Consider the following 13,502-nt stretch of genomic DNA (forward strand, 5'->3'; position numbering starts at 1 on the left):
CCCCGACACGCGGACCCCGGTGGACCTCGCGGCACGTGTGCGGCACGCCTCTCGGCACGCCTCCCGACACGCCCCGCGGCGCGGCGTTCCCCGTCGTCGCGCGGTTCCCGGTGGTCTGCATGCCGCACAGACTACGCACGGTCAAAACCCATCTAGGGCCGATGTTCACCCCAAATCAGGCAAGTCACCGCCTGCGAATTGACGATGTGACGCCGTTCACGATGACCCCCCTTGTCGCGACAGCGGGGCCGTTCTATCGTGCTGATGTATCGAGTCGATACATCAGCACGGCATATCGGACGAGAACGGTCAGAGGAGGCGGGGATGAGCAGACGCTCGGGCATCCTCGAATTCGCCGTTCTCGGTCTGCTCCGTGAGTCCCCCATGCACGGTTACGAGCTGCGGAAACGCCTCAACACCTCGCTGGGGATCTTCCGCGCCTTCAGCTACGGCACCCTGTACCCCTGCCTCAAGACGCTCGTCGCCAACGGCTGGTTGGCCGAAGAGCCGGGCAGCGCCCCCGAGGACGCGCTCGCGGCTTCACTCGCAGGGCGCCGCGCCAAGATCGTCTACCGGTTGACGGCGGAAGGTAAGGAGCACTTCGAGGAGCTGCTCTCCCACACCGGCCCCGACACCTGGGAGGACGAGCACTTCGCGGCACGCTTCGCCTTCTTCGGGCAGACGGAGCGCGAGGTGCGGATGCGGGTCCTGGAAGGCAGGCGCAGCCGGCTGGAGGAGCGGCTCGAAAAGATGCGGGCCTCGCTGGCCCGTACACGAGAGCGCCTGGACGACTACACGCTTGAGCTGCAGCGACACGGCATGGAGTCCGTGGAGCGCGAAGTGCGCTGGCTGAACGAGCTCATCGAGAGCGAGCGCGCGGGGCGGGACCAGAGACGGTCCGCCCCCGAGAGCTCCGCTCAGCACGACCACACAACAGGGGACGCGGGCGGCCTGCCCCGGCACCGGGGCATCGCCCCGCCGGATCCGTCCGACGACACCGCCAAGTGAGGCCCTGCGTCCGCAGGGCTTCGTCTAGAACACACAGGGAGCAACCGGAATGGGTTCGGTTCGCGTAGCCATCGTCGGCGTGGGCAACTGCGCCGCCTCGCTGGTGCAGGGCGTCGAGTACTACAAGGACGCCGACCCGGCGACCAAGGTGCCGGGTCTGATGCACGTGCAGTTCGGCGACTACCACGTCGGTGACGTCGAGTTCGTCGCCGCCTTCGATGTGGACGCGAAGAAGGTCGGCCTCGACCTCGCGGACGCCATCGGCGCCAGCGAGAACAACACCATCAAGATCTGCGACGTGCCCACCAGCGGCGTGACCGTCCAGCGCGGCCACACCCACGACGGTCTCGGCAAGTACTACCGCCAGACCATCGAGGAGTCCACCGAGGCCCCGGTCGACGTCGTCCAGGTCCTGAAGGACAAGCAGGTCGACGTTCTCGTCTGCTACCTGCCCGTCGGCTCCGAGGACGCGGCGAAGTTCTACGCCCAGTGCGCCATCGACGCCAAGGTCGCCTTCGTCAACGCCCTCCCGGTCTTCATCGCCGGCACCAAGGAGTGGGCCGACAAGTTCACCGAGGCCGGTGTCCCGATCGTCGGCGACGACATCAAGTCGCAGGTCGGCGCCACCATCACGCACCGCGTGATGGCGAAGCTCTTCGAAGACCGCGGTGTCCGTCTTGAGCGCACCATGCAGCTCAACGTCGGCGGCAACATGGACTTCAAGAACATGCTGGAGCGCGACCGCCTCGAGTCCAAGAAGATCTCGAAGACGCAGGCCGTCACCTCGCAGATCCCCGACCGCGAGCTGGGCGAGAAGAACGTCCACATCGGCCCGTCGGACTACGTGGCCTGGCTGGACGACCGCAAGTGGGCGTACGTCCGCCTTGAGGGCCGCGCCTTCGGCGACGTCCCGCTGAACCTTGAGTACAAGCTCGAGGTGTGGGACTCCCCGAACTCCGCCGGTGTCATCATCGACGCGCTGCGCGCCGCGAAGATCGCGAAGGACCGGGGCATCGGTGGCCCGATCCTCTCCGCGTCCTCGTACTTCATGAAGTCCCCGCCGGTGCAGTACTTCGACGACGAGGCGCTCGCCAACGTCGAGAAGTTCATCAAGGGCGAGGTCGAGCGCTAAAGCTCCCCTTCCCGTTCGACGTGCGAGGGTCCCCGGGCAATCCGCCCGGGGACCCTCCTCGTGTGTGACGCTTGCGCACATGTCCGTCGTGCGTGATCTACGCGTGCTCCTGCGCCTCGGCGACTTCCGGCGTCTGCTCGGCGTACGCCTGCTCTCCCAGTCCGCCGACGGCGTCTACCAGGTCGCCCTCGCCACCTACGTCGTCTTCTCCCCCGAGAAGCAGACCTCGCCCGCCGCCATCGCCTCCGCGATGGCCGTGCTCCTGCTTCCCTACTCGCTCGTCGGCCCCTTCGCCGGAGTGCTCCTGGACCGCTGGCCGCGCCGCCAGGTCTTCCTCTACGGCAACCTGCTGCGCGCGGCCCTCGCCTGCTGCACGGCCCTGCTGATCCTCGGCTCCGCCCCCGACTGGCTCTTCTACGCCTCCGCCCTGAGCGTCACCGCCGTCAACCGCTTCGTGCTCGCCGGGCTGTCGGCCGCGCTGCCGCGCGTCGTGGACACCGACCGGCTCGTGACGGCCAACGCGCTGTCCCCCACCGCGGGCACCCTCGCCGCGACCGCGGGCGGCGGTCTGGCCTTCGCCGTACGGATCCTGAGCTCGGACTCGGACGCCGCCGTGGTGCTGCTGGGCGCGGCGCTCTACCTCTGCGGGGCGCTCGCCTCGCTGCGCCTGGGCCGGGAACTGCTCGGCCCCGACCCGTCGGCGTACCGGCCCAGACTGCGGGCGGCGGTCGCCTCGACGGCGCACGGCCTCGTCGAGGGGCTGCGGCACCTGGGGGAGCGCAGGACCGCGGCCCGCGCACTGGCGGCCATGACCCTGCTGCGGTTCTGCTACGGGGCGCTGACGGTGATGGTGCTGATGCTCTGCCGGTACGCCTGGTCCGATGCCACCAGGCCCGGCGACGCTTCGGGCGGCGCGGGCTCCGCGTCCGACGGCCTCGCACTTCTGGGCCTCGCCGTGGGGATCTCGGGAGCTGGCTTCTTCGCCGCCGCGCTGCTCACCCCCTGGGCGGTGGGCCGCCTCGGCCCGTACGGCTGGATGGTGGTGTGCGCGACGGCCGCGGCGGTGCTCGAACCGGCGCTCGGGCTGCCGTTCACCCCCGTACCGATACTGATCGCCGCCTTCGTACTGGGTCTCGTCACCCAGGGCTCGAAGATCGCGACGGACACCGTGGTGCAGACGGAGGTGGATGACGCCTTCCGCGGCCGGGTCTTCTCGCTCTACGACGTGCTGTTCAACGTCGCCTTCGTGGGGGCGGCGGCCGTGGCCGCGCTGGTACTGCCCGCCGATGGGCGGTCGGCCGTGCTCGTGGTCGCGGTGGCCGTCCTCTACGCCTCGGTCGCGCTGCTGCTGAGCTCCTGGCGACGCGCCGAGGGGCGATGTTTCACGTGAAACATCGCCCCTCGACCGCGGAACAGGGGTCGCTCCTGGGTCATGTTTCACGTGAAACATGACCCAGGGCCGCCTCAGCCCTGTCCGGCCCACCACTCCTTGAGCGCCGTGACCGCCGCGTCGTACTCCATCGGCCCGTTCTCCAGCCGCAGCTCCAGCAGGAACTTGTACGCCTTGCCGATCGCCGGTCCCGGGCCGATCCCCAGGATCTCCTGGATCTGGTTGCCGTCGAGGTCCGGCCGGATCGAGTCCAGCTCCTCCTGCTCCTTGAGCGCGGCAATGCGCTCCTCAAGGCCGTCGTAGGCGCGCGACAGGGCCGTCGCCTTGCGCTTGTTGCGGGTCGTGCAGTCCGAGCGGGTCAGCTTGTGCAGCCGCTCCAGCAGCGGACCCGCGTCCCGCACGTAGCGGCGCACCGCCGAGTCGGTCCACTCTCCCGTCCCGTAGCCGTGGAAGCGCAGATGCAGCTCCACCAGCTTCGTGACGTCCTTGACCATGTCGTTGGAGTACTTCAGCTCGGTCATGCGCTTCTTGGTCATCTTCGCGCCCACCACCTCGTGGTGGTGGAAGGAGACCCGGCCGTCCTTCTCGAAGCGCCGGGTGCGCGGCTTGCCGATGTCGTGCAGCAGCGCGGACAGCCGCAGCACCAGGTCCGGCCCGTTCTCCTCCAGGTCGATGGCCTGGTCCAACACGGTCAGTGAGTGCTCGTACACATCTTTGTGACGGTGGTGCTCGTCGCTCTCCAGCCGCAGCGCGGGCAGCTCGGGCAGTACGTACTCGGCGAGCCCGGTGTCGACGAGGAGCCCGAGGCCCTTGCGCGGGTGCTCGGAGAGCAGCAGCTTGTTGAGTTCGTCGCGCACGCGCTCGGCGGAGACGATCTCGATGCGTCCCGCCATGTCCTTCATCGCGGCCACGACCTCGGGGGCCACCTCGAAGTCCAGCTGGGCGGCGAAGCGCGCGGCGCGCAGCATCCGCAGCGGGTCGTCGGAGAAGGACTCCTCGGGCGTGCCCGGGGTGCGCAGCACGCGGGCCGCGAGGTCCTCCAGGCCGCCGTGCGGGTCGACGAACTCCTTCTGCGGGAGGGCGACCGCCATCGCGTTGACCGTGAAGTCACGCCGTACGAGGTCTTCCTCGATCGAGTCGCCGTAGGACACCTCGGGCTTGCGCGAGGTCCTGTCGTAGGCCTCGGAGCGGTAGGTGGTGACCTCGATCTGGTAGCCGTCCTTCTGGCTGCCGACCGTACCGAAGGCGATCCCGACCTCCCAGACGGCGTCGGCCCACGGCCGGACGATCTTCAGCACGTCCTGGGGACGGGCGTCGGTCGTGAAGTCCAGATCGTTACCGAGCCGCCCGAGCAAGGCATCCCGGACCGAGCCTCCGACCAGGGCGAGGCTGAAACCCGCCTCCTGGAAACGGCGGGCCAGGTCGTCGGCGACGGGAGCCACCCGCAGCAGCTCGCTGACCGCGCGGCGCTGCACCTGGCTCAGTGCGAGGGGATTGTCTTCGTTGGCGTTCGGCACAACAGAAAAGGGTACGTGCCCCGGCCGACCCTGGCTCCCAGGTTTCCCGGCGGCCGAATTCCACCGCTCGTACTCTGAGGTCCACCGTCTCGTCCCGCTTGCCCGGGAGGCTTTGACGATCACGTGGAGCAGTCCGCGGCACTTAGCCCCAGCCCGCATCGTTACCATGCGTGGACGCAGCAAGCGACAACCACCGATGACCGCAGACGACGAGGGACGGACGGGCGCGTGGCCGAGGCGGCAGACATCCAGGGAATGAATCCCTCCCCTGCCCGCCGTTGGGTGCGCCGCACAGCCGCTCTGGTCGCCGGAGCACCGATCCTGGCAGCGCTGATCTACGGCCCCGCGGCGAAGCCCGCGACGGCCGCGACAGCCGCGGAGAAGGACACGGGCCCGCGCGTCGACGTCTCGCTCGACTCCCTGATGCCCGCGGCGCCCGTGAAGGGCGACACGGTCACCGTCTCCGGGACCCTGACGAACAAGGGCAAGGAGACCGTCACCAACGCCCATGTCGACCTGCGGGTGGGCCGCAAGCTCTCCGGCCGGATCGAGATCGACGACGCCGCCGCCCGTACGGGTTCCTCCAGCGACGACCTCTCGTCCATCGAGGACAAGTACTCCGTCAAGGTCTCGAAGCTCGCCTCGGGCATCAGCACCGACTTCAGCATCTCGGTCCCCGTCGACAAGCTGGGGCTCGACGGCGACGGCGTCTACCAGCTCGGGGTGTCCCTGTCCGGCGAGACCGCCGACGAGGACTACGACCACGTGCTCGGCAGCGAGCGCACGTTCCTCCCCTGGCAGCCCTCCGCCACCGGGAAGAAGAGCCAGTTCACCTACCTGTGGCCGCTGATCTCCTCGGTGCACCTCACGGCCGAGACGGGCTCCGACGAGCAGCAGACGCCGGTGTTCGAGGACGAAGCGCTGGCGGCGGAGCTCGCCCCTGGCGGCCGCCTGGAGCAGATGGTCTCGCTCGGCTCCCAGCTCCCCGTGACCTGGGTCATCGACCCGGACCTGCTCGCCTCGGTCGACGCGATGACCAAGAGCTACCGGGTCAAGTCCGACGACACCACCGTCGCGGGCAAGAACCAGGCCGTCGCCCGGCAGTGGCTCACCGCGCTGGAGACCGCCGTCCAGGGCCGCAAGGTGGTCGCGCTGCCCTTCGGCGACCCCGACCTGGCATCTCTCGCCCACCACGGCGTCTCCGGCTCCCTGAGCCACCTCCAGCCCGCCACGGAGGTGGCGGAGATGACCGTGGAAACGGTGCTCCACGTGAAGCCCTCGGTCGACTTCGCCTGGCCCGTGGACGGCGCGATCGATCCGTCGATCGTGAACGTCGCCACCTCGGCCGGCGCCCACAAGGTGATCGCCCGCAGCGACAGCCTCCGGGAGACCGCGGGGCTGCCGTACACGCCCACGGCGGCCCGTCCCATCGGGGGCGGTACGACGGCCGTGGTCTCCGACGCCCGGCTCTCCACCGCCTTCCAGGGCGACATGACGGACGCGGAGAACTCCACCCTCGCCGTCCAGGAGTTCCTGGCCCAGAGCCTGGCCTTCACCCTCCAGGAGCCCGACAAGCAGCGCAGCATCGTCGTCGCTCCGCAGCGGATGCCGACGGCGGCCCAGGCCCAGTCCATGGCCCAGGCCCTGCGCACGCTCGAAGCCCAGCGCTGGACCCAGCCCCTCGACCTGGTCGCCGCGTCGGCCGTCAAGCCGGATCCCAAGGCCACCACGAAGGTTCCCAGCACCGCCCGGTACCCGAAGAAGCTCCGCGCCGATGAACTGACCGACGGGGCGTTCCAGCAGATCAGGACGGTCCAGGGCACGCTCGACACGTTCAAGGGCATCCTCACCCAGCCCGACCGCGTGGTGACGCCCTTCGGGAACGCCATAAACCGCGAGATGTCGACGTCCTGGCGCGGTCACGAGGCGGAGGCCACCCGGTACCGGGACTCGGTGCAGATGTACCTCAGCGACCTCACCTCCGAGGTCAAGCTCATCGACAAGTCCGACGTGACCCTCTCGGGCCGCAGCGCGACGATCCCGGTCACCGTGCAGAACAAGCTCGTGCAGGGTGTCGACAACCTGGTGCTGCGGCTCAAGTCGGACACTCCGCGGCGACTGACGCTCGACGACGGCAAGGTCGTGTCGGAAGAGCCGATCAAGATCTCCGGCGGACACCGCCAGACGGTGAAGTTCGACACCTCCGCCAATGCCAACGGCCAGGCCAGGGTGACCGCCCAGCTCTACACCGCGGACAACCTGCCGTACGGCAAAGAGATGACGTTCACGGTGAAGGTCTCCGAGATCACCCCCACCGTGATGCTGGTCATCGCGGGAGGCGTGCTGCTCCTGGTGCTCGCGGGCGTCAGGATGTACACCCAGCGCAAGCGCACGGCCGCCACCGCGGCAGCGGCCCGGGAGGACGCCGAAGCGGAGCGGAAGGACACCACCGAGGCCCCGGATGACACCACCGGATCCGGGCAGCCGAGTGACCCGACGCCTGACACCGGTGACACCGGGCCGGAAAGCGGGGACCCGTCGGGCGCGGGTGAGAAAGTGGACCGTTGAGCGATGTCTGTCGTGGCCGGCCGGCCTGGGGACGATGAGGTGGGGTTTCGATGAACGCGCCGTACGACGGTGACCGCGGTCAGGGCGCGGGCGGAGGCGGGCACTACGGCGGGCAGCCTCCCGCCGCCGACCCCGTGCCTCCGCAGGACCCGTACAACCAGGCCCCGTACAACCAACCTCAGTACGACCAATCTCAGTACGACCAGGCTCAGTACAACCAGGCTCCGTACAACCAGGACCCGTACATCCAGGACGCCTACGGCTACGACCCCTACCGGGGCCAGGACCTCTCCGCCCAGGACCCGGTGGCCGAGGCGCTCTACGACCGCTCGGCGCACCCGCCGCCACCCCCGGGCACGTACCAGGAGCCGCAGCCGCTCTACCAGCAGCCCGTGGCGCCCCAACACGCCCCCGACCCCCGCATCTGGGCGCAGACCCCGCCGCCCGAGCCGGACGGCCCCTCCCGCCACCTGCCGTACGGCGACGACGCCAGGACCGTCCAGTTCACCGGGGTCGACGACCTGGTGACCCACGCCGCCGACGAGCGCGAGCAGCCGGACGCCTTCGCCCACCTCTTCCGCGACCAGCAGACGCCCGGCGCGGCGCCCCCGGCACCGCCCGCGCCGCCCCCGGCACCCGCCCCGCCCAAGAAGTCGGGCGGCCGCGCCTCCGGGCTGCTGAAGTCCAGCGCGGTGATGGCCGCGGGCACCCTGGTCTCGCGCCTCACCGGTTTCGTCCGCTCCGCGATGATCGTCGCGGCCCTGGGCGTCGCCATCCTCGGTGACTCCTTCCAGGTCGCGTACCAGCTGCCGACGATGATCTACATCCTGACCGTCGGCGGCGGCCTCAACTCCGTCTTCGTGCCGCAGCTCGTCCGGGCCATGAAGGAGGACGAGGACGGCGGACAGTCGTACGCCAACCGGCTGCTGACGCTCGTCATGGTCGTCCTGGGCACCCTCACGGCCCTGGCGATGGTGGCCGCACCGCTCCTGGTGAAGTTCCTGTCGCTGCCGGTGGCGAACGATCCGGCGGCCAACGACGTCGCCGTCACGCTGCTGCGCTACTTCCTGCCCTCGATCTTCTTCATGGGCGTCCACGTCGTGATGGGGCAGATCCTCAACACGCGCGGCCGGTTCGGCGCGATGATGTGGACCCCGGTCCTCAACAACGTCATCATCATCGCCACGCTCGGCGCGTTCCTCTGGGTGTACGGCAGCGCGTCCACCTCCGGCATCTCCGCGGAGACCATCCCGACGGAGGCCGTGCGGCTGCTCGGCGTCGGCGTCCTGCTCGGCATGGTCGTGCAGTCCCTCGCGATGCTCCCCTATCTGCGCGAGTCCGGCTTCAAGCCGCAGCTGCGCTTCGACTGGAAGGGCCACGGCCTCGGCAAGGCCGCCATGCTCGCCAAGTGGACGATCCTGTTCGTCCTCGCCAACCAGGCGGGCGCGCTGGTCGTCACCCAGCTCTCCACGTCGGCGGGCAAGGACTCGGGCGTCGCCGGTACCGGCATCGCGGCCTACGCCAACGCCCAGCTCATCTGGGGACTCCCGCAGGCGATCATCACCGTCTCGCTGATGGCGGCCCTGCTGCCCCGGCTGGCCCGCTCGGCCAACGAGGGCGACAGCGGCGCCGTACGCGACGACATCTCCCAGGGACTGCGCACCACAGCCGTCGCGATCGTCCCCATCGCCTTCGGGTTCGTCGCTCTCGGCGTCCCGATGTGCACCCTGATGTTCGGCTCATCGGGCACGGGCAGCGCCACGAACATGGGCTACATGCTGATGGCCTTCGGCCTCGGCCTGATCCCCTACTCCGTGCAGTACGTCGTCCTGCGTGCCTTCTACGCGTACGAGGACACCAGGACGCCCTTCTACAACACGGTCATCGTGGCCGCCGTCAACGCCGGTGCCTCCGCCCTCTGCTACTTCGTCCTGCCGTCCCGCTGGGCCGTCGCCGGCATGGCCGCCTCGTACGGCCTGGCCTACGCCATCGGTGTCGGCGTGGCGTGGCAGCGGCTGCGCAAGCGGCTGGGCGGCGACCTGGACGGCGCCCGCGTCCTGCGTACGTACGCCCGTCTCGGACTGGCCTCGGTGCCCGCGGCCGCCCTCTCGGGCGGAGCCGCGTACGGGATCACCCAGGTGCTCGGGCAGGGTCCGTTCGGGTCGCTGGCCGCGCTGGTGGGCGGCGGAGTCGTGCTCCTCGGGATCTTCTTCGTCGCGGCGCGGAAGATGCGGATCGAGGAGCTCAATGCCCTGGTCGGAATGGTCCGAGGGCGGCTCGGACGCTAGTGGGGCACGTCCCCGCACAACCATCGCCCACCGCCGCGTGTCGTGCATAGCACCGGACTGTGGGCACAATTGGCATGACTGTGCAGAGCTGGCTGGCATCGCGCAACGGATGGGGAGGCAGGAACGACGGTGGCGGAACGTAGCACGACTGCCGTCGACGTGGCCGACAACAGCGGCGATGAGCCGTTGACCGCCAAGGCGGGCGAGGCCACGGCCGACGGGGTCGCGAAAGCCCAGGACCCGGCGGACAAGAGCGCACGGGAGGCGGACGGCGAGCGCAAGGCGGCCGAGCCGCCCACGGTCGCCACTCCCGAGCTGCACAGCGGCCACAAGTTGGCCAGACGCTACCGGCTGGAGGAGTGCGTCACCCGTCTGGACGGTTTCAGCAGCTGGCGCGCGGTCGACGAGAAACTGCGCCGTGCGGTGGGCGTCCACGTGCTGCCCGCCGACCACTCCCGGGCCCGCTCGGTCCTGGCCGCCGCCCGCTCATCCGCGCTGCTCGGCGACCCCCGGTTCGTTCAGGTCCTGGACGCGGTCGAGGAGAACGACCTCGTCTACGTCGTCCACGAGTGGCTGCCCGACGCCACGGAGCTCACCACCCTGCTCGCGTCCGGGCCGCTGGAGGCGCACGACGCCTATCAGCTCGTCAGCCAGGTGTCCCAGGCCATGGCCGCGGCGCACCGCGAGGGGCTCGCGCATCTGCGCCTCACCCCCGGCGCGGTGCTGCGCAGCTCGACCGGCCAGTACCGGATCCGCGGCCTCGCCGTGAACGCGGCGCTGCGCGGCATCAGCGCCGAGCGGCCGCAGCGCACCGACACCGAGGCGATCGGCGCCCTGCTGTACGCGGCGCTGACGCAGCGCTGGCCGTACGAGAACGACGCGCACGGCCTCTCCGGCCTGCCCAAGGGCGTCGGCCTCATCGCCCCCGACCAGGTCCGGGCCGGGGTCCACCGCGGCCTCTCCGAGCTGGCGATGCGCGCCCTGGCCAACGACGGCGCCACCGCGTCCCGCCAGGAACCGCCCTGCACCACGCCCGACGAGCTGGCCAAGGCCGTGGCCGCGATGCCCCGCGTCCGCCCGCCGGAGCCCACGTTCACCGCCCCGCCCGAGTACCAGCGCACCACGTACCAGCAGGGCACCTACGGACGGCCGCCCGGCCTCCCGACGACGGCGACCGCCCAGGTCGCCGCGCACCACCCGCCGCGCCCGCTGCAGAGCCGCACCGGGAAGGTCCTCAAGTGGGCCGTCTCCGCGCTGCTCATCGCGGCGCTCGGGCTGGGCAGCTGGCAGCTGGCCGAGGCGGTGCTGGGACGGGGCGGGAACTCCGGTGACACGGACTCCTCCGAGACCAACCAGACCGGCGGCAAGCCGGTCAAGCCCGCGCCGCCGAAGCCGATCGCCATCGAGGACGCCACCGACTTCGACCCGCTGGGAGACGGCGCCGAGAAGCCCAGGGACGTGCCGAAGACGTACGACGGCGACCCGGGCACCTACTGGCAGACCGACGCCTACTACGGCTTCTCCAACTTCGGCAACAAGAAGAAGGGGCTCGGGCTCATCCTGGACCTCGGCAAGGTGCAGAAGGTCGGCAAGGTGGACGTCACGTTCGTGGGCAACACGAAGGTGGAGCTCCGGGCCGCTGCCGCCGACGCGTCGAGCCGTCCGACCTCGCTGGACGCCTTCAGCAAGGTCGCCGAGGGGAGCGGAACGAGTGTCTCGCTCAAGCCGGGGAAGGCTGCCGAGGCACGCTATGTTCTCGTCTGGCTGACCGACCTGCCGAGCGACGGCGGAGACTCGTACCGGGGCAGGATCTCGGAGATCAAGGTCAGCACCTGACGAACGGGAGGGGAGGGGCTCACCGTTGGAAGACGCCGCACTCGACGGCATAGCCGACCAGGAACTCCTGGCGCGGCACGTCGCGGGCGACCCGGACGCCTTCGGTGAGCTCGTACGGCGTCACCGCGACCGTCTGTGGGCCGTGGCCCTGCGCACCCTGGGGGACCGCGAGGAGGCCGCTGACGCCGTCCAGGACGCGCTCGTCTCCGCCTTCCGCGCGGCCCACACCTTCCGCGGCCAGTCCGCCGTCACGACCTGGCTGCACCGCATCACCGTCAATGCCTGCCTCGACCGGGCCCGCAAGGCCGCCTCCCGCAGGACGGCCCCGGTGGACGACACCGAGCGGCTGGAGCAACTGCTCGAACCCCATGAGTCCGCCGAGGCCCCCGCCGAACGCCAGGACCTCCACCGCCAGCTCCTGGCCGCGCTCGCCACCCTGCCCGTCGAACAGCGCGCGGCGCTCGTCCTGGTCGACATGCAGGGGTATCCCGTGGCCGAGGCCGCCAAGGCCCTCGACGTGCCGGTCGGGACGGTGAAGAGCCGCTGTGCCCGGGGTCGCGCCCGACTGGTCCCGATGCTCACTCATCTGCGCGACGAGAGCAGGGGTAACAGTGACGTCGGCGTGGGAAGGAACCGGACGCAGGGGACATCCGTCCCACCGGAGCCGAGTCCCGAAGACCCGGGACCGAACGATCAGACTGCTGTGAAGGGCGGAGGTGGGCGCACGTGACATCCACGACCGACGAGGCCGACACAGCACAGCACCCGGACGTCTCGGAGATCTCCGACCTCACCGAGGGGATCCTCCCGCAGTCCCGCACGGCCGACGTACGACGGCACCTGGAGAGCTGCGAGCTCTGCGCCGATGTGCACACCTCGCTTGAGGAGATCCGCGGCCTGCTCGGGACCCTGCCGGGGCCACAGCGCATGCCCGCCGACATCGCAGGCCGTATCGACGCCGCTCTCGCCGCCGAGGCCCTGCTCGACGCCACGATGCCGGAGTCCGTCGAGAGTGCCGCGCATGTTTCACGTGAAACAACGCCGATCCGCACCATGGAGCCCACTGCCGTGACCCGGCCCAGCGGGCGCCCACGGGCCGCTGTAGGACCGGGCCGCGACGCCCAACGGAGGCGGCGTCGGCACACGGCCGTCTTCGGAGCCGCCTTCGGTGCCGCGGTGGTCCTCGGGGTGGGCGTCTTCGCCCTCCAATCGAACTCACAGTCGGACAACGCCACTGGAGGAAGGGCGGCGGAAGGCGCGAAAATGGCCGGAGACCGGCTCTTCTCCAATGTGGCGATCGAGAGCAAGGTCCAGACCCTGCTCGGTCAGAAGCCGAAGCTCCAGGAGAGCGCACCGGGCACGAAGTCCGGGAAGCCGTCATCCATGGGCACAGCGAATTCGGAATCGCCGACCGCGGGCGTCCAGGAAGAGGGCGGCACCGCCTTCCACACGACCGACGTTCCGGCGTGTGTACTGCAGGGAACCGGGCGCACGACGGATCCACTGGCGGCCGAGCACGGACGGTTCGAGGGCTCCGACGCCTATCTCCTCGTCCTGCCCGATCCCTCCGATGCCGAACGCGTCCAGGCGTACGTCGTCGCCGCCTCCTGTGTGAACGCCTCGCCGCCCGCCAAGGGAGAGCTCCTTCTCAGCCAGGTCTACCCCCGCCGCTGACACTCCGCCGACGCTGCTCGGGCCTCTCGGGAATGCACGCCCCGTAGGATCCGTTGGGTGGGGTGAGAGTCGATGGACCCACCCCAGTA

9 protein-coding genes are annotated in these 13,502 nt (G+C 70.1%); 8 read left to right on the forward strand and 1 reads right to left on the reverse strand.

What is annotated here, in order from left to right:
* Positions 1-324: 324 nt before the first annotated feature.
* The 3 genes from ACIBNE_RS12495 (at position 325) to ACIBNE_RS12505 (ending at position 3,530) form a co-directional block, all read left to right on the forward strand.
* On the forward strand, positions 325-1,008 hold the full coding sequence (locus tag ACIBNE_RS12495; protein ID WP_399271490.1) for a helix-turn-helix transcriptional regulator: 684 nt from the start codon (positions 325-327) through the stop codon (positions 1,006-1,008).
* Between the two features lie 49 nt (positions 1,009-1,057).
* The gene (locus ACIBNE_RS12500) at positions 1,058-2,140 is read left to right on the forward strand and encodes an inositol-3-phosphate synthase (RefSeq protein WP_399271491.1); all 1,083 of its coding nucleotides are present in this window, start codon (positions 1,058-1,060) and stop codon (positions 2,138-2,140) included.
* A 79-nt stretch (positions 2,141-2,219) separates the two neighbouring features.
* Complete coding sequence (locus tag ACIBNE_RS12505) at positions 2,220-3,530, forward strand: MFS transporter (protein ID WP_399271492.1); 1,311 nt, start codon at positions 2,220-2,222, stop codon at positions 3,528-3,530.
* Between the two features lie 74 nt (positions 3,531-3,604).
* Here the strand turns inward: ACIBNE_RS12505 and ACIBNE_RS12510 are convergent, their stop codons facing one another.
* A complete protein-coding gene (locus ACIBNE_RS12510; protein WP_399271493.1) occupies positions 3,605-5,047 on the reverse strand; it encodes a CCA tRNA nucleotidyltransferase in 1,443 nt (480 codons plus the stop codon).
* A 228-nt stretch (positions 5,048-5,275) separates the two neighbouring features.
* Between ACIBNE_RS12510 and ACIBNE_RS12515 the strand changes: the two genes are divergently transcribed.
* The 5 genes from ACIBNE_RS12515 to ACIBNE_RS12535 all read left to right on the forward strand — a co-directional run bounded on the left by ACIBNE_RS12515 (position 5,276) and on the right by ACIBNE_RS12535 (position 13,413).
* Positions 5,276-7,615 carry a DUF6049 family protein gene (locus ACIBNE_RS12515; RefSeq protein WP_399271494.1) on the forward strand — a complete coding sequence of 780 codons (2,340 nt, stop codon included), beginning with the start codon at positions 5,276-5,278 and terminating at the stop codon, positions 7,613-7,615.
* A gap of 50 nt (positions 7,616-7,665) precedes the next feature.
* Positions 7,666-9,903 (forward strand): murein biosynthesis integral membrane protein MurJ, encoded by a 2,238-nt coding sequence (gene murJ, locus ACIBNE_RS12520; protein WP_399271495.1) that lies wholly within the window; start codon positions 7,666-7,668, stop codon positions 9,901-9,903.
* 129 nt (positions 9,904-10,032) lie between these two features.
* A complete protein-coding gene (locus ACIBNE_RS12525) occupies positions 10,033-11,739 on the forward strand; it encodes a protein kinase family protein (RefSeq protein ID WP_399271496.1) in 1,707 nt (568 codons plus the stop codon).
* 25 nt (positions 11,740-11,764) lie between these two features.
* Positions 11,765-12,469 (forward strand): RNA polymerase sigma factor SigM, encoded by a 705-nt coding sequence (gene sigM, locus ACIBNE_RS12530; protein WP_399271497.1) that lies wholly within the window; start codon positions 11,765-11,767, stop codon positions 12,467-12,469.
* Complete coding sequence (locus ACIBNE_RS12535; RefSeq protein ID WP_399271498.1) at positions 12,466-13,413, forward strand: hypothetical protein; 948 nt, start codon at positions 12,466-12,468, stop codon at positions 13,411-13,413. Before sigM ends, ACIBNE_RS12535 begins: the two co-directional genes overlap by 4 nt.
* The last annotated feature ends 89 nt before the right edge of the window (positions 13,414-13,502 follow it).

The organism is Streptomyces sp. NPDC050504 (assembly GCF_044458065.1).
Taxonomy (GTDB): domain Bacteria; phylum Actinomycetota; class Actinomycetes; order Streptomycetales; family Streptomycetaceae; genus Streptomyces.